Here is a 21,288-nt window from a genome sequence, read left to right on the forward strand (position 1 = left end):
CCAACCTACGCTGCTGCGCCTGGCAGGTGGGGCTGCCAACTCTCCGGCACATGCTCCAGCCGCGGGTAGTTCAGCGCGTTCAGTTGCAGGTGCGACAGCACGAAAGGGGTATGGCGCATGTTTACCGGCAGGGCGCGCAGCTCGCTGAGCCATAGGCTGACGTAAGTCGCCTGCGGGTCGAAGCGGCGGGCTTGCAGCAGCGGGTTGAGGGTTTGGCTGCGGACCGGGTCGCAGGCGATACCGGTGAGGTAGGCCCAGTTGCCCCAGTTGCTCGCCGCTTCGTAATCCAGCAGATGCTCTTCGAACCAGGCGGCACCGTGGCGCCAGTCCTGGCGCAGTTCGTTGACCAGGTAACTGGCCACCACCTGCCGCCCGCGTTTGCTGATAAAGCCGGTAGCCGCCAGCTCCCGCATGCAGGCGTCCACCAGAGGCATGCCGGTTCGGCCCTGGGTCCATTGCAGAAAACGTTCATCAACGGCGGTAGGTGCCTGCTGCGTGGCTTTCAGGCCGCCGGCCTGGAACAGCGCTGCGCCGCGACGGACCAGGGTCCAGCGGAAAAACTCGCGCCACAGCACCGCACGCCAGAGCTCCTGAGTGGAGGCATTGCGCCCGTATTGCGCTTCATGGCGACGCAACTCGGCCACCACCCGGCGCACCGACAGGCAGCCATTGGCCAGCCAGGGCGAGAGTTTCGAGGAAAATTCGCTGCCGATCAGGCTGTCGCGCGCACTGGAATATTGGCGAACCCCCTGGCTGCTCCACAGATAGTCCCGCAGACGCGCCTGGGCAGCCACTTCGCCGCCGGAAAACGGAAAGGCGCTATCAGCGACATAAATGGGTTCGCCCAGGCCCAAGTGCGACAGGGTTGGCGGAGGCATCAACAGCTCCACCGCCGCTTCCGGAATGGCCGGCAGGCGCTCCGGCGCGGCCAGCGGTTGGAACACCACCAGGCGTTCTTCCAGCACGCTGCAGAAATCGCGGTACACCGTCGGCAGGTGCTCGATGGTGCAGGGCAGCTCGTTGGCTTGCAGCAGGCCATGACCGGCAATTTCGCGTAGCGGCACCTCGCCGAGCTTGGCACGCAGGCGAGCAATTTCCTCCACTGCCTGTGGCGCGATCTCTTCATGGGTAACGACTTCGCTGATCTCCAGGCGCTCGACGAGCAGCGGCAGAATATGTTCCGCCTGGCCCTGCACCACCAGCAGGTTGGAGCCCCGAGCGCGCAGCGCGCCATCCAGGGCCAACAGACTTTCTAGAAGAAAGCGCGCGCGGTGGATGCCCAGCTGCCGTGAACCGAGGGGGCCTTGCTGCAACAGGTTGGGATCGAGGACATAAACCGCCAGCATCCGTTCAGCGCTGGCGGCGGCGCGCAGAGCGGGGTGGTCATCCAGACGGAGGTCCTGTTTGAACCACAAAAGGGAGCGGCGCATGCATGATTTCCTTGTCAGTGCTTGGCGGCAGAGAAGTGCGCCCCACAGGGCATGCAGCTAAATATAGGCGGGCGTCTTTTATCCATGACGCCGCTTGTCTGGCGCTTTTTTCGCCGGGAAACTGGCACCAGGCATATCTGCCCTGCAGTACCGGTGTTAAAGCACTAAACTACGGCCCGTTATACCTAGGGCGCCGCTGAAGTGACAACTAGCCACCCCCATTTCAACCCGAGCCCACTCGCGATTTCCGATGAAGAACCTGCTGTTAGTCATTCTCCTCACCACCCTCGTGGGCTGCACCGGCGGCCTGCGCATCGACACCAGCCATCCTTCGCAAAATCAGGATGAGCGGGTGCAATACGTGATCCTGCATTACACCTCCACCAGTCTCGAGCGTTCCCTGCAGTTGCTGACCCAGGGCGAGGTCAGCAGTCATTACCTGATCGATGCCGGGCCGGCCACGGTCTACCAGTTGGTGGACGAGAACAAACGCGCCTGGCATGCCGGCGAGAGCGAGTGGGAAGGGCGTACCTGGCTGAATTCCAGTTCCATCGGCATCGAGCTGGTCAACGCCGGCTATGACGAAACCCCTGAAGGGCGGGTGTGGTACCCCTTCAGCGAGGGGCAGATCCAGGCGCTGATCGCGCTGCTCAAGGACATCACCGCCCGCAACCACATCGAGCCGCGCCATGTGATCGGCCATAGCGATATCGCACCGCTGCGCAAGCTCGACCCCGGTCCGTTATTCCCTTGGCAGCGTCTGGCGCAGGCCGGTTTTGGTCTGTGGCCCGAGGCCAAGGCGGTGAGCGAGGCGCAGGCGGCTTTCGAGCAGAACCTGCCGCCGATCAGCTGGTACCAGCAACAACTGGTCAGCCTGGGCTACGCCACGCCGCAGAATGGCGAGCTGGATGTTGCCACCCGCCACGTTATCGCGGCCTTTCAGATGCACTACCGCCCACACCGCTTCGACGGCACGCCGGATGCGCAGACGGCGGCGCTGCTGGTGGTGCTCAATCGGATGAATAAACCGCAGTAGGTTGGGCTGAGCGTAGCGAAGCCCAACAGGGAGCCCGGAAGGGCTGCGCGTGGAAAGCCGAAAACAGACGCTTCGGCCCATAATCGACGATTAAACGAGCATAGCGGCGACGGTCGTGCGCAGCAGGTCGAGGCTGAACGGCTTGGTAATGGTGGCGATCTTGACGCCGGCGCTGGTGCCGGTCTGGTAGTCCTGCGCGGCATAGCCACTGGCAAACAGTACGGGCAGGGTCGGGCGAATCAGGTGGGCGGCGGCCATCAATTGCTGGCCACTTATGCCGGGCAGGCCGATATCGGTCATCAACAGGTCCAGCGGTTGTTCGCTATTAATGATAAGCAAGGCATCGGCACCGTTTTCGGCCTGCAGTACCTGGTATTCCAGTTCTTCCAGCACTTCCACGGTGAGCATGCGCACGACTTCGTCGTCCTCGACCAGCAGGATGGTTTTGTTGGCGTTTTTACTAACACTGTCGGGCATCAAGCTGTCTCGGGCTGGGTACAAATAAGAGAGTAGAAAATAAAGTTGCAACTGCTCGGCGAAGCTGTGGACCAACTCTCTGGCCTCACGTTTGTTCCTGGGCCTGACGGTGCCCGGAAGCGTACCTGCGGCTTGGCACAGCGGCTATCTCTGGCCAATTTATTCTTTTCGCGTTTGCCGCAATAAGCATGCATATTGCCGGGCCTTTACCGCAAAATCCTGACTTTTTACCCAAGGAAAGCAGATGAGCAACTCCGCCGCCATCGACGAGAACAGCTTCCGTCGCATCCTCAGCCGCAACGTCGCCTTGCCGTTGGGCGTGGGGATCATCAGTGCCATCTTCTTTATCGGCCTGGTGTACTACCTGCTCAACGTCCTGCAGTGGGTGGAACACACCGACCGGGTCATCGGCAACACCAACGAGGCCTACCGGCTCACCGTAGACCAGGAAACCGGCATGCGCGGTTTCCTGATTACCGGTGATGAAAAATTCCTCGCCCCTTTCGACGTCGCCCGCCCGCGGATCTTGTCCGAGCTGCAATCGCTCAGTGAGCTGGTCAAGGACAACCCAGGCCAGGTGGATCGCCTGCGGCGTATGGAAGCCTTGCAGCAACAGTGGGCGAAATTCGCCGACTCGTTGATCGACAGCCGCCGCTCCGGCGAAAACTACCAAATGATCGTTTCCAGCGGTCGTGGCAAAGAACTGACTGACGAAATCCGTAAAGGTTTCGACGAAGTGATCGCCACCGAACAACAGCTGCGCTTCCAACGCAACAACGAAGCCAACAGCACGGTGGTGTTGACCATCGCTTTGTACCTGCTGTTCAGCCTGATTGTCAGCGGCATTCTGGCCTATGTCGGACGTCGCGAATTGCTTGGTCTGTCCAACAGCTATGCCAAATCCCTCGAAGAGCAACAGCGTAGCGCCGCCGTTATCGAAGAAAAGTCCTGGCTGCGCAATGGCCAGAGTCTGCTGGCCGAGCAGGTGCTGGGGCAGAAGAGCCTGGCACAGCTGGGCCAGAGCGTACTCAGCCAATTGGCCAGTTACCTGGGCACTACCGTCGGTGCTTTCTATGTGCGCGACTCGATCGGTGTGCTGGAGCGTGTCGCCTCCTTTGGTTTCAGCGCCGAACAGGAGGCCGCCGAGCAACGTTTCAGCGGCAACGATTCGATGGTTGGCCAGGCCGTGCAAGAGCGTCGGCTGATTCGTCTGGACAACCTGCCCCATGCTTATTTAAGCGTCGCCTCGGGCCTGGGCAGCACTTCGCAGCTGAATATCGTGGTGATGCCGATCAGCAACGACAACGCTATCAACGGTGTGCTGGAGCTGGCATTTCTGCGCCCCATCACTGATCTGGACATCGAGTTCCTCGAGCTGATCGCCAGCAATATCGGCACCTCCATCGATGCCGCGCACTATCGCCAGCGTCTGCAGGACGTGCTGGCCGAAACCCAGCAGCTCAACGAAGAGTTGCAGGTACAGCAGGAAGAGCTGCGCACCGCCAACGAAGAACTGGAAGAGCAATCGCGGGTACTCAAGGAGTCCCAAGCCCACCTGGAAAGCCAGCAGGCCGAGCTTGAGCAGACCAACGAACAACTGGCCGACCAGGCCCAGCGTCTGGAAGACCAGCGCGACGCCCTCGACGACAAGAACAACGCCCTGAGCATTGCCCAGCGCGAGCTGGAAGAACGCGCTCAGGAACTGCAGCGCGCCAGCCTGTACAAGTCCGAATTCCTCGCCAATATGAGCCACGAGCTGCGCACGCCGCTGAACAGCTCGCTGATTCTGGCCAAGCTGTTGGGCGACAACCCGGCCGGCAACCTGACCGCCGAGCAAGTGAAGTTTGCCGACTCCATCTACTCCGCTGGCAACGACCTGCTGCTGTTGATCAACGACATCCTCGACATCTCCAAGGTCGAGGCCGGCAAGCTCGACATGCGTCCGCAGAACATTCCGGTTACGCGCCTGGTCGAGACGTTGCGCACCGTGTTCACGCCGATCGCCGCCGACAAGCAGCTGGCCTTCTCTATCGAGATGCAGAACGGCGTGCCGGGCACCCTGTTCACCGACCAGCAGCGCGTGGAGCAGATCCTGAAAAACCTGCTGTCCAACGCCATCAAGTTCACCGAGCAGGGCCAGGTCACGCTCACCGTGTCGCGTCTGGACGACGGCCGCGTGGCGTTTGCCGTGCAGGACTCGGGCATCGGTATCCGTGAAGACCAGCAAGGCTACATTTTCGAGGCGTTCCGCCAGGCCGACGGCACCACCAACCGCCGCTACGGCGGCACCGGCCTGGGTCTGTCGATTTCCCGCGACCTGGCCACCTTGCTGGGCGGTTCAATCAGCGTCGTCAGCGCGCCGGGACAGGGCAGCACCTTTACCCTGATGCTGCCGCAGACCTACGAAGAGGGTCGGGTGCTGGGTGCGGTCGCCGAGTTACAGCCGCTGCAGCCGCTGCCGGTTCCGCCGCTGCCATTGGTCCCCGCGCCTGCCGCCTCGCTTGCCGCGCCGGTCACGGTGGCCCGTTTCGACGATGACCGTCAGCAGCTGCAACCCGGCCGCCGACGTATTCTGGTGATCGAGGACGAACCCAAGTTTGCGCAGATTCTGTACGACCTGGCCCACGAGCTGAAGTACGACTGCCTGGTGGCGCACGGGGCCGACCACGGCCTGGAACTGGCGGCCGAGTACCTGCCTGATGCCATCTTGCTCGACATGCGCCTGCCGGATATCTCCGGCCTGGCGGCGCTGCAACGGCTGAAGGAAAACCCCGTTACCCGGCATATTCCGGTGCACGTGATCTCCGTGGAAGACCGCATGGAAGCCGCGCTGCAATTGGGTGCCATCGGTTATGCGGTGAAGCCCACCACCCGCGAGCACCTCAAGGGCGTGTTTGCCAAGCTCGAAGCCAAGCTGGTTCAGCAGGTGAAAAAGGTGCTGCTGGTTGAAGACGATGCCCTGCAGCGCGACAGCATCGCCCGTCTGATCGGCGACGACGACATCGAGATCACCGCCGTCGAGTTCGGTGGCGAAGCGCTGGAGCTGCTGCGCACCACCGTGTTCGACTGCATGATCATCGACCTCAAGCTGCCGGATATGCGCGGCAATGAGCTGCTCAAGCGCATGTCCGAAGAGGACATCTGCTCCTTCCCGCCGGTGATCGTCTACACCGGGCGCAACCTCACCCGTGAGGAAGAAATCGAGCTGATGAAATATTCGCGCTCGATCATCATCAAAGGCGCGCGCTCGCCGGAACGGCTGCTGGATGAAGTGACGCTGTTCCTGCACAAGGTCGAAGCGAAGCTGTCCAGCGAGCGCCAGCACATGCTGCAAGCCGCGCGTAACCGCGACAAGGTGTTCGAAGGTCGGCGCATCCTGGTGGTCGATGACGACGTGCGCAACATCTTCGCCCTCACCAGCGCGCTGGAGCACAAAGGCGCGGTGGTGGAAGTGGCGCGCAACGGTCGTGAAGCGCTGACCAAGCTGGAAGAGGTCGAAGACATCGACATGGTGCTGATGGACGTGATGATGCCGGAAATGGACGGCTACGAAGCCACTGCGGAAATTCGCAAGAACCCGCGCTGGCGCAAGCTGCCGGTGATCGCCGTCACCGCCAAGGCCATGAAGGATGACCAAGACCGCTGCCTGCAAGCCGGCGCCAACGATTATCTGGCCAAACCCATCGACCTGGATCGGCTGTTCTCGCTGATTCGCGTCTGGCTGCCAAAACTGGAACGTATCTGATGTCGCCCGACCGCAATATCGAGATCGAGCTGCGCCTGCTGATCGAGGCCATCTACCTCAAGTACAACTACGACTTCCGTGATTACAGTGGTGCGTCGTTCAAACGCCGCGTGCGCCACGCTTTGCAGCAGTTCAACTGCGCCACCATCACGGCCTTGCAGGAGCGCATCCTGCACGAGCCGAGTGCGTTTATGCAGTTGCTGCAGTACCTGACGATCCCGGTCAGCGAGATGTTCCGCGACCCCAGCTACTACCTGGCGCTGCGCCAGCAAGTGGTGCCGCTGCTGAAAACCTACCCCTCGGTGAAAGTCTGGGTGGCCGGTTGCAGTACGGGCGAGGAAGTCTATTCCCTGGCGATTCTGCTCAAGGAAGAAGGCTTGCTGGAGCGCTCGATCATCTACGCCACGGACATCAACCCGCGCTCGCTGGAAAAGGCCGAGCGCGGGATTTTTTCCCTGGAAAACATCCGCACCTACACCGAGAACTACCAGAAGGCCGGCGGCCAGCGCGCGTTTTCCGACTACTACACCGCCGCCTACGAAGGCGCGCTGTTCGACAAGTCGCTGCGTGACAATGTGACCTTCGCCGACCACAGCCTGGCCACCGACAGCGTGTTCTCCGAAACCCAGTTGGTGTCCTGCCGCAATGTGCTCATCTACTTCAATAAGACCTTGCAGGACCGCGCCTTCGGGCTGTTCCACGAATCGCTCTGCCACCGCGGGTTCCTCGGCCTGGGTAGCAAGGAGAGCCTAGACTTTTCCAGCTACGCCAAGCGCTTCGAACCTCTGGTGAAACACGAACGGATCTTTCGCAAAGCATGAACATCGGCGCCCTCGACACTCTGCTGCAAACCCGCGCCCCCGCGCTGGAAGCGGTGGTGGTGGGTGCCTCCGCCGGCGGGGTGCAGGCCCTGCTGCAGATTTTTGCCGGCCTGGGTGCCGACTACCGGTTGCCCGTCATCGCCGTGCTGCACATGCCCGATGACCGCCGCAGCCAATTGGCTGAAGTCTTCCAGCAACGTCTGGGCATCCGGGTGAAAGAGGCCGACGACAAGGAAAGCCTGCAAGGCGGCACTCTGTATTTCGCCGCCGCCGGCTACCACCTGCTGATTGAAAACGACCGCAGTTTTTCCCTGAGCCGGGAAGAGCCGCTGCACTTTTCCCGGCCGTCGATTGACGTACTGTTTGAAACCGCCGCCGATGTGTACGGCGAAGGACTGATGGGCATCTTGCTCACGGGCGCCAACGAGGACGGCGCGCAAGGAATGGCAACGATAAAACGCTGTGGCGGTCTGACCGTAGTCCAGGATCCACAGGACGCCCAGGTACCCACCATGCCCCAAGCCGCGCTGGCCTTGCATCCAGCCGATTTCGTGCTGCCGATACCTGGCATCCACGCGCTGCTCGCGGAGTTGAATAAAAGCCCATGCTGAACACCATCGAAGCCAAACTGCTGATCGTCGACGACCTGCCGGAGAACCTGCTGGCCCTCGACGCCTTGATCCGTGGTGAGCGTCGCCAGGTATTCCAGGCCACCTCCGGCGAAGAGGCCCTGGGGCTGCTGTTGCAGCATGAATTTGCCCTGGCCATTCTCGATGTGCAGATGCCGGACATGAATGGCTTCGAACTGGCCGAGTTGATGCGCGGCACGGAAAAGACCAAACACATCCCCATCGTCTTCGTCAGCGCCGCCGGCCGCGAAATGAACTACGCCTTTACCGGCTACGAAAGCGGTGCCGTCGACTTTCTGCAAAAGCCCCTGGATATCCAGGCGGTGCAGAGCAAGGTCACGGTATTCGTTGAACTGTTCCGTCAACGTCAGGCCATCAACGAGCAAGTGATGGCCCTGGAGAAAAGCCGCAAGGAACAGGAAATTCTGCTCAGCGAATTGCGCGCTGCCCAGGACGAACTGCAACACGCGGTGCGCATGCGCGATGACTTTATGTCCATCGTCTCCCACGAGCTGCGCACCCCGCTCAATGGCCTGGTGCTGGAAACCCAGTTGCGCAAGCTGCGCCTGAACAAAGGCGATAACGCCGCGTTCACCCCGGACAAGCTCAAGGCCATGACCGAGCGTGACGAGCGGCAGATCAACAGCCTGGTGCGCCTGATCGAAGACATGCTGGATGTGTCGCGCATCCGTACCGGCAAGCTGTCGATCCGCCCGACCCGTTTCGACCTGTCGGCGCTGGTTGCGCGTGTGCTGGAAAACTACAGCGCGCAGATTGCGGCGGCCGGTTGTGACGTCTCCCTGAGCGCTGCCGAGCCGGTGACCGGCCTGTGGGATGAATTCCGCATCGAGCAGGTGGTGGTCAATCTGCTGACCAACGCGCTGCGCTACGGTGCCAAGCAGCCCATCGACCTGCGCGTGCTGGCCACCCCGGAAGGTGCCTGCATCGAAGTGCAGGACCACGGCATCGGCATTTCCGTGCCGGACCTGGCGCGGATCTTTCAGCAATTCGAGCGGGTGTCGTCCAACGAGGTCACCCAGGGGCTGGGGCTGGGGCTGTATATCACCGAGCAGATCGTCGCCTCGCACCAGGGCACCATCGAAGTGGAAAGCCACCCTGGCCAGGGCTCGCTGTTTCGCGTCTATCTGCCGCTGGAAGCGCGCAACGTCGACGCCAGTTGAATGCCGTTGCGCCTAAGGCGCTAACCAGTGGCGATAAGCGGTCGTGCAAAATGCAATCCTGCAAAATGCCCGGTCGTGCAATGTGCAACCGCGCCGCTTGAGTTTGTTTTGTAACTCATTGATTTATAAAGAATAAAAATCATATTTTACTTGGCACGACGCCTGCAATTTCAGAGACAAGAATCTGATCTGCGATGGAGTCGCCGCCATGAAAAATGTTCTGAACCTGCTGAGTGCCGCTGCTGTGGTTGTCGCTGGTGCCTATGCTGCCGCTACGACCTCCGTGTCGGCTGCCGAGGCGGTTCAGGCCGCGACCCAGGCCAGCCACTCCGAAATGCTGAACAAGCCGCTCACCGAGCCGCAGTGGGCCGAAAGCCCGTTTATGCAGCCTGAGCCGCAGATGGCCAGTAATCAGGCCACTCCAGCCGGTGATGTGCTGCGCGGGGCGCAATGGCAGAACGTCAGCGATGACGTGGAAAGTGCCCATGTGCCGAAGGCGGAAAATCAGCGCTGGGTTTTCTGATTTCTCTTTTTCCCCCTGGCTTGCCGACGAACGTCTGGGTACCCGTGTGCCTGGCTGTCACATAGGCTGGGGTAGTTTTTGTGTGGTTGAGCCTGAGGATGGATGCCATGTCTAAAGCCGCGGTGGTTTTGCTGGTGCTGGCGTTTGTTTGCTGTGGGGTGGTGTTGTATGCGCCGCTGAGCAATTTGGTGGTGATTGGGATGTTGAAGCTGGCGACGGGCTTGCTGATGGGAATGTTTTTGGTGGCGTTGGTGTTTGGGCGGCGGATCAAGTTTGATCCGGTTCTGCGCTGATTAGGTTTTCACGGTTCTGTTGATTTACCGCGTGCGCGAGTCACGTTTAAGCAGTCGCCGGTTTGCCGGCCCCCCCCCTAAAAAAGTAACCAAAAACGGCTTGCCCTGACCTCGGCGCTCGTTGCGTTGCGCTGCGCTGCGGCAGCGAACGGCGTACTTCTGCACGATTCTGGGTCCCAGCCTGCGCTGGGACGACGGTGGACTGTGCAAAACCTCCGTCATCCCAGCGCAGGCCGGGACCCAGGTGCGGAGATAGAGGACGGGTGCGCGATCTGTTGTGGGAAGGGCGGCCGGCGCTGCGGTTCAGCCTCGATGCTCTTCGGGTTTGCCTCAGATCGGTAGCGCCATATAGAACTGCGAGCCTTTGCCGGGCCGGGAATACACGCTGATCCGTCCGCCGTGCAGTTGCACGATTTCTTTGCACAGGGCCAGGCCTAACCCGGCACCGCCTTTGCGTTTGCCGATCTGGACGAAGGGTTCGAAGATCCGCGCCTGTTGGCTGAAGTCGATGCCTTCGCCGTAGTCTTGCACGCTGATAATCAGGCGCTCGCCGTGGCGGCGCGCCTGGACCTGGATTTCACTGCCGCTGATGCTGTGGCGCAGGGCGTTGCCCAGCAGGTTGTCGAGTACCCGTTCGATCTGTTGGCGGTCGATGTTCACTTGCGTCAGGGGTTCGAGCACTTCGACGACGATGTTGATTTCGCGTTCGCTGGCTTTGGCGGCGAAGCGTTGTTGGGTCTGGGCGATCAGGTCGTGCAGGTCGCAGGGCGCGCGTTCGAGTTTCTGCAAGCCGTTCTGGTAGCGGGAGAAATTCAGCAGGTCAGTGATCAGCTGCACCAGGCGCGCCATCTCTTCGTCGACGGTGCGCATCAGGTCGGCTTCGCGTGATTCGGCGGTGAATTTGAGTCGCTCCTGCAGCAGGCTGAAGGCCATGTGCATGCCGGTGACCGGGGTGCGCAATTCGTGGGAGGCGCGCAGGACGAATTCCATGCGGATCCGTTCGAAGGCGCGTTGTTCGGTGACATCGCGCAGCACCATCACCGCGCCCACCGTACGGCCGTCGGTGTGGTGCACCGGGGTCAGGGCCCAGGCCAGCAGGCGTTTTTCGCCGGCGGTTTCGATCAGCAGGTCTTCGGGGATCTGTTCCAGCTGCTTGCCGCTGAGCACCAGGTGTACGGCATCGTCCAGTTCGGGGCGGTTGATCACCGCGCCGAAGCTTTTGCCCTGCAGGTCGTGTTCCCAGAACAGTTGGCGGATAGCTACCGGGTTGGCGTGTTCGATATGGCCCTGCACGTCGATGATCACCAAGCCATCGTCGATGCTGTCGAGCACTGCCTGCAGGCGTTTCTGGCTGGCCATCAGGGCTTCGATATTGGTTTCCTTGAGCTGGCGCAGGGCCTCGGCCATCAGCCCGAATCGGCTGCTGAGCAGGGCCATTTCGCTGACCGAGGACACCGGTAGGATGACGTCGAAATTGCCCTGGCCGATCTTGTCGGCGGCACTCGCCAGCGCCTCGATCGGCGCGCCGAAACGGCGCGCGATGCTGTGCGCGGTCAGTACGCCGATCAACAGCACAGCCGCGCCCAGCAAGCTGAGCAGCAAGGCGATCAGCTTGGCGCGGTCGCGAGCCTGGGACTCAGCCATGCTGACGTTATTGATCGCCACTTGCTGCACTTCCAGCATCTGCTTGCGCACCAGGTTGAAGGCCTGGCTGACGGTGTTGTCGTTATTCACCCCACCGCTGGCCGGGTCGGCCTTGTCGAGGATGGTGAGAAACTCGCTGTAGACCTTTTCGATGCGCTCGAAGCCTTCACGGTCGTGGGGGTTGTCCAGGTCCAGGCTTTCTTCCAGCAGGTTGCGGAACTGCGTTTGCGAGGCGCGCAGCGCAGTCATGTCGGGTTTTTCCCGGAGCATGATGGTCAGCTGGTCACCGAAGCTGGTGCGCAGGCGCTGGCTGAGGTCGATGGTGGCGAAGCTGTTCTGAATCAGCCCCTCCTGGGTCTGCGCCATGCGCAGCACGCTGACCACCCCCAGCAGCAAGCCCAGCAGCGCCACGGTGATCAGTGCCGAGAAGCTCAGGAAGAACCGCGTTCGCAGGGTCATGGCTGGCTTCATAGGTTGTACTGTTTGCGTTTGCGGTACAGGGTCGAGGCATCGATGCCCAGGGTTTTCGCGGCCTGATCAAGGGTGTCACTGGTGGCCAGCACGGCGGCGATATGGGCCTTTTCCAGGTCTTCCAGGCTCAGGTCGGCACCCACCCGCGGCGCGTTGTTGCTGGTCGGTGCCACCAGGCCGAGGTGGCTGACATCCACCACTTCCTGCGGGCAGATGATACTGGCGCGTTCGATCACGTTGCGCAGCTCACGGATATTGCCGGGCCACTGGTAATCCAGCAGCGCGCTGCGCGCCTCGTCGCTGAAGCCGCGCCCGGGGCGCGCGTAGTCTTTAACGAAACGAGCGAGGAAACGCTCGGCCAGCATCAGCACATCGTCCGAGCGCTCGCGTAGCGGCGGCAGCTTGAGGGTGATGACGTTGAGGCGGTACAGCAGGTCTTCACGGAACTTGCCCTCGCGGACCATGGCATCCAGATCGAGGTTGGTCGCCGCCACGATGCGCACATCGGCGCGACGGGTTACCGGGTCGCCAACCCGCTCGTATTCCTTGTCCTGAATAAAGCGCAGCAACTTGGGTTGCAGGCTCAGGGGAAAGTCGCCGATCTCGTCGAGAAACAGGGTGCCGCCATCGGCCTGACTGACCCGGCCCAGGGTGCTTTCGCTGGCACCGGTGAATGCGCCGCGGCTATGGCCGAACAGCTCACTTTCCATCAGCTCGGCAGTCAATGACGGGCAGTTGATGGTCACCGAGCCTTTCTTCGAACGCTGGCTCCAGCCATGGATGGCGCGGGCCAGTTCGCCCTTGCCGGTACCGGATTCACCGAGGATCAGAATGTTGGCGTCGGTGCCAGCCACCTGCCGCGCGGTTTCCAGTACGGCCATCATTGCCGGGCTGTGGGAGTCGAGGTCATCGCCAGGCTTGCGCGCCTGACCTTCCAGCTGCTCGATGCGCGCGGACAGAGAGCGGATTTCCAGTTGCTTGGCGGCAGCGATACGCAGCTGGTCGGGGCTGCAGGGCTTCACCAGGTAATCACTGGCACCAGCCTGCATGGCATCCACGGCGGTATCGATGGCCGAGTGGGCGGTGACAATGATCACCCGCATCCACGGTGCCTGCAGGCGCATCTGCGCCAGTACTTCCAGACCATTGTCCTCACCCAGACGCAGGTCCAGCAGACACAGGTCGAACACCTGGCGTTGCAACAGGGTATCGGCCTGCATGGCGCTGGTGGCGGTGGCTACGGTGTAGCCCTCGTCCTCCAGGCAGTAGCGGAAGGTGCGCAAAATTGCCGACTCATCATCGACCAACAAAATACGGCCACTTTTCGGGCTGGAGGCTTCCATGTTCGTTCTCAGATCGGTTGCAGTGAGCGTTAGTCACGGAAAGTACAGGCAAGTTCGTGCAACTTGCACGGTGGATTTGTACCCATCCTGCAAGCTGCATGGCCATGGTGCCCGTGCATATAGGTTAACTAATTGTTTTTAAACGATAAAAACTCATTCAAAAAGCTGGCATAGGCCTTGCGATATCTCCTCCCAGACAGGCCAAGAACGGCCCCCGACCGAGAGAGGAACGCATCATGAGCAGTCGAACCAGCCAACTGAACGAACTGATTGAAATCACCCGTGACGGCCAGCGCTTTTACGAGCACGCCATCACCGAGGTCAAAGATCCGCAACTGCAAGCCCTGTTCCGCGACATGTCGCAAGCCAAGATTCAGGTGATCCAGGCGCTGGCGGTAAAAGTCGCCGCCAACCACGACACCCCCGCCCAAGGCGGCACCGTAATGGGCAAGCTGCGCCAGGTTTATGCCGACACCAAAGCGAGCATGACCAAGGACGAAGGCGCGGCCTATGTGGCTGAACTGGAAGACACCGAAGACCGCATCCTGCACGCCTTCGAAGATGCCATGGAAGAAGCGGACCCGGATGTCCGTGCGGCACTGGCAGTGGAAATGCCAAAAGTGCGCGCCTGCCATGACCGCATGCGCGAACTGAAACACGCGCTGAAGTAAGCCTGTTGAGCTGCGTCGGGTGCCACGAAGCGGCCCGGGCGCAGCCATCCGCAGGTTTTGTTTTCACTGCGCTGCTGTTCCCTCAGTAGCAGGCAATTTTTAACCGAGAAACACACAGCAAAGGAACCTGAACCAAGCCGCCAGGGCACGGTTCCAAGCCAGTAAGGGTTCCTCACAAACAGGGTGTAGAACCCTAACCAAATGTAAGGAGAGACATCATGTTGAGTTGGGCCATTACCTTCCTGATCATCGCCATCGTTGCAGCTGTACTGGGCTTTGGTGGTATTGCGGGCACCGCAACCGGCATCGCGAAAATTCTCTTTGTCGTGTTTCTGGTGATGTTTATCGTCTCGCTGATCTTCGGCCGTCGCGGTCGAGTCTGACGCCGATCAGCACCACGCAAAACGCCCTCACAAGAGGGCGTTTTTTATGGACGGGTAGTTAGTTGCAGAGGGCGGCGTTTATCGCTCCCGCTGCTGGCTGCAACTGCTTTCGTCTTTACACAGGGTGATATCGAAGCTGCTGGTACCGGTCGCGCAGCTCGGGCCTTTGGCCATGATCTGCACGGGCAGATCCTTCGCTATCGCCAGTTCCAATAGGCGCTTCTGTTCTACACCGATATTTGTCGATGGCACTGTTACGCGGCCATCTGTTGCGTTTTGCATTTCAATCATGTTGCCCAGACCTGTGATCGACGCGTATTGATTGGCAGGCGCTGGCATTGATGCGGTGCGGATACGCAGGGTCGACATATTTGCGAAATTCATCGTTTCGATTTTTCCTTGGCCGCAAACCTGCCAGGGCAAGCCGCCATACGCGCTGAGAGTTGCAGCAGAAGCTGCGGTGGAAAAAAACAGTGCCAGAGTCACTGCGGCGAGGGGGGCGATAAAAGCTGTTTTGCTCAATTGCATAACGAAGGCCTTCCTATTGGTTCTGCGTTGTTTTTGTCGTGGGTTTCCAAGCGGGGCAGGTGCCCTTTTGGAGGTCGCAGAATTGCATTGCCAAGCGCGGCGCGGATGCCGCCGATGGCTGGCTGACGGGTAGGAGCAAGCGCCTTGAGCAGGGGCAAAACTTATTCAGGAGGGGAGGTTTTCGCCAAGCAATTGCCCGGGGTTTTACGGGTAGAGGTGTAGGACAGAAGCTGCAATGGTTTGCCGGTGGTGCCATCCAGGGTTTGCATTTCTACCTAGATATCGGTGGCTTCGGGCGGCCAGTAGCAACGCGATTGGGATCACCTTGTAGCGCTTCTGCGCCTTCGGCCGATACGTCCACGGCGCTGATCTTGCGCCATAGCGGGCGATTCTGACGCCGATCAGCACCACGCAAAACGCCCCCATAAGAGGGCGTTTTTTATGGACGGCTCGTAGTTGCCGGGGGCGGTGTTATCGCGCCTGGCTGCAACTGCTTTCGTCTTTGCACAGCGTGATATCGAAGTTGCTGGTGTTGGTCGCACAGCTCGGGCCTTTGGCCATGATCTGCACGGGCAGATCCTTCACCACCGCCAGTTCCAATAGGCGCTTCTGTTCTGCACCGATATCTGCCGGGTCCGACGGTACGCGGCCATTTAATGCGCTTTGCATTTCAATCATGTTGCCCAGACCTGGGATCGACGCATATTGGCCGGCGGGGGCTGGCATTGATGTGGTACGGATGCGCAGGAACGATATGTTTGTGAAATTCATTGCCTCGACCTTTCCTTGTCCGCAAACCTGCCAAGGCGAGTCGACATACGGGTTTGCAGACCTGGATTGAATCGTGCTGACAGTAGTAGATCCAGCCGAAGCTGCGGTGGAAAAAAGCAGCGCCAGAGTCACTGCGGCGAGGGGGGCGATAAAAGGCGTTTTGCTCAATTGCATAACGTAGGCCGTCCTATTAGTTCTGCGTTGTTTTTGTCGTGAGTTTTCCAGGCGAGACAGGTGCCCGTTTGGAGGTCGCAGAGTTGCATTGCCAAGCGCGGCGCGGATGCCGCCGATGGCTGGCTAACGGGTAGGAGCAAGCGCCTTGAGCAGGGGCAAAGCTTATTCAGGAGGGGAGGTTTTCGCCAAGCAATTGCCAGGGGTTTTACGGGTACAGGCGTAGGACGGAAGCAGCAATGGTCTGCCGGCGTGCTGTGGGAAGGCCTGAGCCGGAGCGCCGGCCGGCCTTCCCACCACGGTGTCGCAGCGCGCTTAAGGTTTGAAGTTACGCGCGTCTTTCGCCCAGACATCCAGCACCGGCTTGATGTCCTTGACCGTCAACTGGGTGCTGTCGTTTTCCAGCGACAGCCCCGTGCCTTTGCGCACGATTTCGGCCACTGGTTTGCTGGTGGCCCCATCCAGGGCCTGCATTTCTACATAGATATCGGTGGCTTCGTCGCGGGTGCCAGCGGCGGTGTTGGCAGCGGCCAGTACCAGCGCAATGGGGATCACCTCATAGAACTTCAGGCCTTCGGCCGATACGTCCACGGCGGTGATCGCCGAGCGCAGCACCAAGGTGTCGGCGTCCGGCTGGGTGACGATACGCAGACGCCCGGCCAGCTCGCGTTGCATGGCCAGCTGCAGGTAGTCGGCGATGTCATTCAGCGATTTCTGGCTGACCTGATCGGTAGGTTGGGGTTTGGGGTAGAACTGCGGTTTTTCCACCAGCACCGAGCTGTAGTGATTCAGATCCAGCCCCGGCTTCACCCAGCGCAACACCTCTTCGCCGCTGGCTGAGGTCGCAGGTTTGAGAATCGAATAGTCTGAGAGAAAGCCCGAGTACTGCTCTGGCTGCGTGGTGGAACTGGAACAGCCGGCGAGCAGCAGACTGGTGGCTACGGCAAAGCTGGCAAGCAACTGTTTAGTCATCCATGAAGCTCCTGATGGCTGAAATAGACCGGTTTTTGCTCCGGCACGTAGTGCGCGGCGATTTCAGCCTAGACGATAAAAATGACTATGCAGCGTCCTTCGCTATCGCCAGCTAAAACTTTGGGTTTGGTGGCAATGCCACCGCCTGCGCCGCTATCATCCGCGGCACATCAGGGGGACACACCATGCTCAACGGCCTGTGGCTGAGCTTTTTTATCGTAGCCGCCGTCGCGGCCTTGGGGCAGTGGCTGGTAGGCGGTAACGCCTTGGTGTTCGCCGCCATGGTCGAAAGCCTGTTCGCCATGGCCAAGCTGTCGGTGGAAGTGATGGTGCTGCTGTTCGGCACCCTGACCTTGTGGCTGGGTTTTTTGCGCATCGCCGAGAAGGCCGGGCTGGTGGATGTGCTGGCGCGTCTGCTCGGGCCGCTGTTCGCCCGGCTGATGCCCGAGGTGCCACGCGGCCATCCGGCGTTGGGCCTGGTCACCCTGAGCTTCACCGCCAATGGCCTGGGTCTGGACAACGCCGCCACCCCCATCGGTCTCAAGGCCATGAAGTCGCTGCAAGAGCTCAACCCCAGCAGCACCGACGCCAGCAATGCGCAAATCCTGTTTATGGTGATGAACGCCTCCTCCTTTGTGCTGCTGCCGGTTTCCATCTTTATGTACCGCGCCCAGGCCGGCGCTCCGGACCCGGCCCTGGTGTTTCTGCCGATTCTGCTGGCCAACGCCATTTCCAGTTTCAGCGCCTTGCTGGCGGTGGCGTTTATGCAGCGCCTGAAACTCAGCGACCCGGTGGTGCTCGCCTGGTTCGGCGGCGCGGCGTTGTTGCTCGGCACCTTTATGGCGGTATTGGCTGGCTTGTCGGCCACGGCGCTGACGGCGTTGTCGTCGTTACTCGGCAACCTCACCCTGTTCGGCCTGATTTTGAGCTTTGTGCTAATGGGCGCGCTCAAGCGGGTGCCGGTGTACGAGAGCTTTATCGAAGGCGCCAAAGAAGGCTTCGAGGTGGCCAGGAACCTGCTGCCTTACCTGGTTGCCATGCTTTGCGCCGTCGGCGTATTGCGCGCCTCGGGGGCGCTGGATGTTTTGCTCGCCGGCATTCGCTGGTGCGTGGAAGGGCTGGGCTGGGACAGCCGGTTTGTCGATGCCCTGCCCACCGGCCTGGTCAAACCCTTCTCCGGCAGCGCCGCGCGGGCGATGCTGATCGAGACCATGCAAACCAAAGGTGTCGACAGCTTCCCGGCGCTGGTGGCGGCAACCATGCAGGGCAGTACTGAAACCACCTTCTATGTCCTGGCGGTGTACTTCGGCTCGGTGGGCATCCAGCGCGCCCGGCACGCCGTGGGCTGCGCCTTGCTCGCCGACCTGGTCGGCGTGCTGGCCTCGATTGGCGTTTGCTACTGGTTCTTCGGTTAACGTTGCTGGCGTCGTTGGGCTTCGCTTTGCTCAACCCAACCTACACTCCATAAATCGCCTTGGTATTTCTGGAGTACGCCATGTCTTTGCGTTCCGTGAGTGTGGGCCTGCGTAATTTCATCGGTTTCGGGGTGCTGACCCTGTGCTTGTTGATCACCGGTGGGGTGGCCTTGAGCGAACTGTCCAGCTTGAAGGGCAACTTGCTGGAAGTGAAAGATGTGTGGATGAGTGGGCTGGATCTGATGGCCAAGATCAAGTCCGACCGCCAGCTGATGCGCCTGGATGAGAACGAGATCGTCGCCAAGCCCAACGAGCTGAGCGCCCTCAGCAGCGAGATCCATAGCATCGAGCAGCGCGTGCGCGGCTACGACAAAGAGTACGAAGGCACCATCATCCTTGATGAAGACCGCCGCCTGTTCAGCGCCTACCAAGGCAAAAGCGCCGCCTATGAACAGGCCCTGGACGCGGTACTCGCCGGCCTTGCCAGCGGCAACGTGACGCCAGCGGTCAGCGCCCAATCGGAGCAAAGCTTCGATGCCCTGATCACCGCCCTCGATGCCCTGATCGCCCTCAACAACCAGGGCGCTGCCGATGCCGGTGGCCGCGCGGTATCCAGCGCCAGCAACGCCACAATCACCTTCAGCGTGATTTTGCTGGCCAGCCTGGCATTCACCGTCCTCGCTGCCGTGCTGCTCAGCCGCAGCATCACCCGCCCCCTGGCGGCACTTGCAGCCTCCGCTGAACGCATCGCCTCGGGGGACCTCGGCCAACCGGTTCAGGCCGACGGTGCCGACGAAGTCACCCAGGTGCAGCGCTCCCTGGGCGATATGCAGGGCACCTTGCGCGACACCCTGATGAACATCCAGAACTCGGCTACTCAACTGGCCTCGGCGGCGGAGGAGCTGCACGCGGTTACCGACGACTCGTCGCGCGGTATCACCCGCCAGAACGACGAAATCCAGATGGCGGCCACCGCCGTTACCGAGATGTCGGCCGCCGTCGATGAAGTGGCGCGCAACGCCAACCACACGTCCGACTCCTCCCGCGAAGCCCAGGAAACCGCCCAGGCCGGCCGCGAGCAAGTGAGCACCACCCGTAGCACCATCGAACAGCTCACCGAACGCCTGAACATCACCTCCACCACCATTGCCACCCTGGCCGACGAAGCCATCGCCATCGGCCGCGTACTGGAAGTGATCCGCACCATTGCCGAACAGACCAACTTGCTCGCCCTTAACGCGGCCATCGAAGCGGCCAGGGCAGGGGATCAGGGGCGTGGTTTTGCCGTGGTTGCTGACGAAGTGCGGGCCCTGGCCCAGCGCACACAAACCAGCACCCAGGAAATCGAACGGATGATCAGCGCCATCCAGACCGCCAGCCAGCAATCGGTCGACGCCATGGCGCAAAGCAGCGAATACGCCAGCCGTAGCCAGATCATGGCCAGCCAGGCCGACAGCGCCCTGGTGCTGATTGCCGAACGGGTCAACCAGATCAACGAAATGAACCTGGTGATCGCCAGCGCCGCCGAAGAACAAGCCAGCGTGGCCCGCGAAGTGGACAGAAACCTGGTAGCCATCCGCGACATCGCCGAACAGAACGCCACCGGTGCCCACGAAACCTCAGTGGCCAGTGATCAGTTGGCCAAGCTTGCGAGTGATCTGAATGGGATGGTGCAGCGGTTTCGGCTGTAATCGAGGTTTAACGCCTCCTTTCCGCCGTCGTCCCAGCGAAGGCTGGGACCCAGAGTTTCGGAGTGATCGGTGAATGCCTGGTCGATTCTGGATTCCAGCCTGCGCTGGAATGACGGAGTAGGGGCGGGGGAGCCACCGTCGTCCCAGCGAAGGCTGGGACCCAGAATTCCGGATTGATCAGTGAATACCTGGGCAATTCTGGATTCCAGCCTGCGCTGGAATGACGGAGTACGGGCGGGGGAGCCACCGTCGTACCAGCGAAGGCTGGGACCCAGAGTTTCGGAGTGATCAGTGAATACCTGGGCGATTCTGGATTCCAGCCTGCGCTGGAATGACGGAGTAGGGGCGGGAGAATCACCGTCGTTAGCTCACCAACTCATCCCATAAGTCCACCCAGCGTGGGTTACGTGCTTCTATCAACGTCACCTTCCATTGCCGTTTCCACCACTTGAGCTGCTTTTCTCGAGCGATCGCGCTCTGCATGTCTTCATGCACCTCGTAGTAGACCAACAGGTGAACCCCATAGGTTTGGCTAAAGCCAGGTATGCAGTCATTGCGATGCTGCCAAATGCGCTGGATAGGGTTGGAGGTCACGCCGATATAGAGCGTTCCATTCTTGTGGCTGGCGAGAATGTAGACCGTGGGGAGTCTCTCCATGCGCTGTCTTCGGCTGGTTGGGAGCGGGGCTCACATGCTAGCTAGGCAGCCGCGGTTTTGAAGTCACCTGGGTCGTTTGGCAGGAAGGGGTTTTTCTGAAGTCCACTGCTGTGCTCACGAAGGTGGGACTCAGAATTGTGGAGCGAACGGATCGTCTGGGCGATTCTGGATTCCAGCCTGCGCTGGAATGACGGAGTAGGGGCGGGGGAGCCACCGTCGTCCCAGCGAAGGCTGGGACCCAGAATTCCGGATTGATCAGTGAATACCTGGGCAATTCTGGATTCCAGCCTGCGCTGGAATGACGGAGTAGGGGCGGGGGAGCCACCGTCGTCCCAGCGAAGGCTGGGACCCAGAGTTTCGGCGTGATCGGTGAATGCCTGGTCGATTCTGGATTCCAGCCTGCGCTGGAATGACGGAGTACGGGCGGGAGAGTCAC

19 protein-coding genes and 1 pseudogene are annotated in these 21,288 nt (G+C 60.8%); 12 read left to right on the forward strand and 8 right to left on the reverse strand.

The annotated features are described in order from the left end of the window. Positions 1-5 precede the first annotated feature (5 nt). Positions 6-1,430 (reverse strand): DASH family cryptochrome, encoded by a 1,425-nt coding sequence (locus ACVW0Y_RS13005; protein WP_457438751.1) that lies wholly within the window; start codon positions 1,428-1,430, stop codon positions 6-8. Between the two features lie 250 nt (positions 1,431-1,680). Here ACVW0Y_RS13005 and ACVW0Y_RS13010 point away from each other — a divergent pair, with 250 nt between their 5' ends. Further along, positions 1,681-2,466 (forward strand): N-acetylmuramoyl-L-alanine amidase, encoded by a 786-nt coding sequence (locus ACVW0Y_RS13010; RefSeq protein WP_457438752.1) that lies wholly within the window; start codon positions 1,681-1,683, stop codon positions 2,464-2,466. A 90-nt stretch (positions 2,467-2,556) separates the two neighbouring features. On the opposite strand, the gene ACVW0Y_RS13015 is transcribed toward ACVW0Y_RS13010, so the two are convergent. Then, entirely contained in the window at positions 2,557-2,943 is a 387-nt protein-coding gene (locus tag ACVW0Y_RS13015; RefSeq protein WP_457438753.1) for a response regulator, read from the reverse strand. Positions 2,944-3,187: 244 nt separating this feature from the next. Here ACVW0Y_RS13015 and ACVW0Y_RS13020 point away from each other — a divergent pair, with 244 nt between their 5' ends. From ACVW0Y_RS13020 to ACVW0Y_RS13045, 6 genes are all read left to right on the forward strand, one after another. Continuing rightward, a complete protein-coding gene (locus ACVW0Y_RS13020; protein WP_457438754.1) occupies positions 3,188-6,688 on the forward strand; it encodes a response regulator in 3,501 nt (1,166 codons plus the stop codon). Continuing rightward, the gene (locus ACVW0Y_RS13025) at positions 6,688-7,509 is read left to right on the forward strand and encodes a CheR family methyltransferase (RefSeq protein ID WP_108099048.1); all 822 of its coding nucleotides are present in this window, start codon (positions 6,688-6,690) and stop codon (positions 7,507-7,509) included. The genes ACVW0Y_RS13020 and ACVW0Y_RS13025 overlap by 1 nt, the downstream gene beginning before the upstream one ends. Beyond that, positions 7,506-8,120 carry a chemotaxis protein CheB gene (locus ACVW0Y_RS13030; protein ID WP_457438755.1) on the forward strand — a complete coding sequence of 205 codons (615 nt, stop codon included), beginning with the start codon at positions 7,506-7,508 and terminating at the stop codon, positions 8,118-8,120. The genes ACVW0Y_RS13025 and ACVW0Y_RS13030 overlap by 4 nt, the downstream gene beginning before the upstream one ends. Next, positions 8,114-9,319: a hybrid sensor histidine kinase/response regulator gene (locus ACVW0Y_RS13035; protein WP_457438756.1), complete on the forward strand. Its 1,206-nt coding sequence runs from the start codon at positions 8,114-8,116 to the stop codon at positions 9,317-9,319. The genes ACVW0Y_RS13030 and ACVW0Y_RS13035 overlap by 7 nt, the downstream gene beginning before the upstream one ends. 208 nt (positions 9,320-9,527) lie before the next feature. Beyond that, positions 9,528-9,842 carry a hypothetical protein gene (locus ACVW0Y_RS13040; RefSeq protein ID WP_457438757.1) on the forward strand — a complete coding sequence of 105 codons (315 nt, stop codon included), beginning with the start codon at positions 9,528-9,530 and terminating at the stop codon, positions 9,840-9,842. Between the two features lie 107 nt (positions 9,843-9,949). Continuing rightward, entirely contained in the window at positions 9,950-10,135 is a 186-nt protein-coding gene (locus tag ACVW0Y_RS13045) for a PA3371 family protein (protein ID WP_457438758.1), read from the forward strand. Positions 10,136-10,465: 330 nt separating this feature from the next. Here ACVW0Y_RS13045 and ACVW0Y_RS13050 read toward each other — a convergent pair whose 3' ends face one another. Then, positions 10,466-12,250, reverse strand: coding sequence for a KinB sensor domain-containing domain (locus ACVW0Y_RS13050; RefSeq protein WP_457438759.1), 1,785 nt, complete (start codon positions 12,248-12,250; stop codon positions 10,466-10,468). Beyond that, positions 12,247-13,593 carry a sigma-54-dependent response regulator transcription factor AlgB gene (gene algB, locus ACVW0Y_RS13055; RefSeq protein ID WP_457438760.1) on the reverse strand — a complete coding sequence of 449 codons (1,347 nt, stop codon included), beginning with the start codon at positions 13,591-13,593 and terminating at the stop codon, positions 12,247-12,249. Before algB ends, ACVW0Y_RS13050 begins: the two co-directional genes overlap by 4 nt. A gap of 236 nt (positions 13,594-13,829) precedes the next feature. On the opposite strand from algB, the gene ACVW0Y_RS13060 reads away from it, so the two are divergent. Further along, the gene (locus tag ACVW0Y_RS13060; protein ID WP_457438761.1) at positions 13,830-14,264 is read left to right on the forward strand and encodes a PA2169 family four-helix-bundle protein; all 435 of its coding nucleotides are present in this window, start codon (positions 13,830-13,832) and stop codon (positions 14,262-14,264) included. Between the two features lie 218 nt (positions 14,265-14,482). After that, complete coding sequence (locus ACVW0Y_RS13065; protein WP_457438762.1) at positions 14,483-14,647, forward strand: DUF1328 domain-containing protein; 165 nt, start codon at positions 14,483-14,485, stop codon at positions 14,645-14,647. A gap of 78 nt (positions 14,648-14,725) precedes the next feature. On the opposite strand, the gene ACVW0Y_RS13070 is transcribed toward ACVW0Y_RS13065, so the two are convergent. The 3 genes from ACVW0Y_RS13070 to ACVW0Y_RS13080 all read right to left on the reverse strand — a co-directional run bounded on the left by ACVW0Y_RS13070 (position 14,726) and on the right by ACVW0Y_RS13080 (position 17,089). After that, positions 14,726-15,175 carry a hypothetical protein gene (locus ACVW0Y_RS13070; RefSeq protein WP_457438763.1) on the reverse strand — a complete coding sequence of 150 codons (450 nt, stop codon included), beginning with the start codon at positions 15,173-15,175 and terminating at the stop codon, positions 14,726-14,728. 471 nt (positions 15,176-15,646) lie between these two features. Then, positions 15,647-16,120: a hypothetical protein gene (locus tag ACVW0Y_RS13075; protein WP_457438764.1), complete on the reverse strand. Its 474-nt coding sequence runs from the start codon at positions 16,118-16,120 to the stop codon at positions 15,647-15,649. A gap of 312 nt (positions 16,121-16,432) precedes the next feature. Continuing rightward, entirely contained in the window at positions 16,433-17,089 is a 657-nt protein-coding gene (locus ACVW0Y_RS13080) for a DUF3313 domain-containing protein (protein ID WP_457438765.1), read from the reverse strand. Between the two features lie 185 nt (positions 17,090-17,274). Here ACVW0Y_RS13080 and ACVW0Y_RS13085 point away from each other — a divergent pair, with 185 nt between their 5' ends. The 3 genes and pseudogenes from ACVW0Y_RS13085 (at position 17,275) to ACVW0Y_RS13095 (ending at position 20,195) form a co-directional block, all read left to right on the forward strand. Next, positions 17,275-18,504, forward strand: coding sequence for a nucleoside recognition domain-containing protein (locus ACVW0Y_RS13085; RefSeq protein ID WP_457438766.1), 1,230 nt, complete (start codon positions 17,275-17,277; stop codon positions 18,502-18,504). A gap of 80 nt (positions 18,505-18,584) precedes the next feature. Beyond that, positions 18,585-19,091, forward strand: a pseudogene (locus tag ACVW0Y_RS13090) (MCP four helix bundle domain-containing protein); the annotation flags it as partial. Between the two features lie 45 nt (positions 19,092-19,136). Then, positions 19,137-20,195, forward strand: coding sequence for a methyl-accepting chemotaxis protein (locus ACVW0Y_RS13095; RefSeq protein ID WP_457438832.1), 1,059 nt, complete (start codon positions 19,137-19,139; stop codon positions 20,193-20,195). 363 nt (positions 20,196-20,558) lie between these two features. Here ACVW0Y_RS13095 and ACVW0Y_RS13100 read toward each other — a convergent pair whose 3' ends face one another. Beyond that, positions 20,559-20,852 carry a GIY-YIG nuclease family protein gene (locus ACVW0Y_RS13100; protein ID WP_457438767.1) on the reverse strand — a complete coding sequence of 98 codons (294 nt, stop codon included), beginning with the start codon at positions 20,850-20,852 and terminating at the stop codon, positions 20,559-20,561. Between the last annotated feature and the right edge of the window lie 436 nt (positions 20,853-21,288).

Source organism: Pseudomonas sp. TE3786, assembly GCF_054057335.1.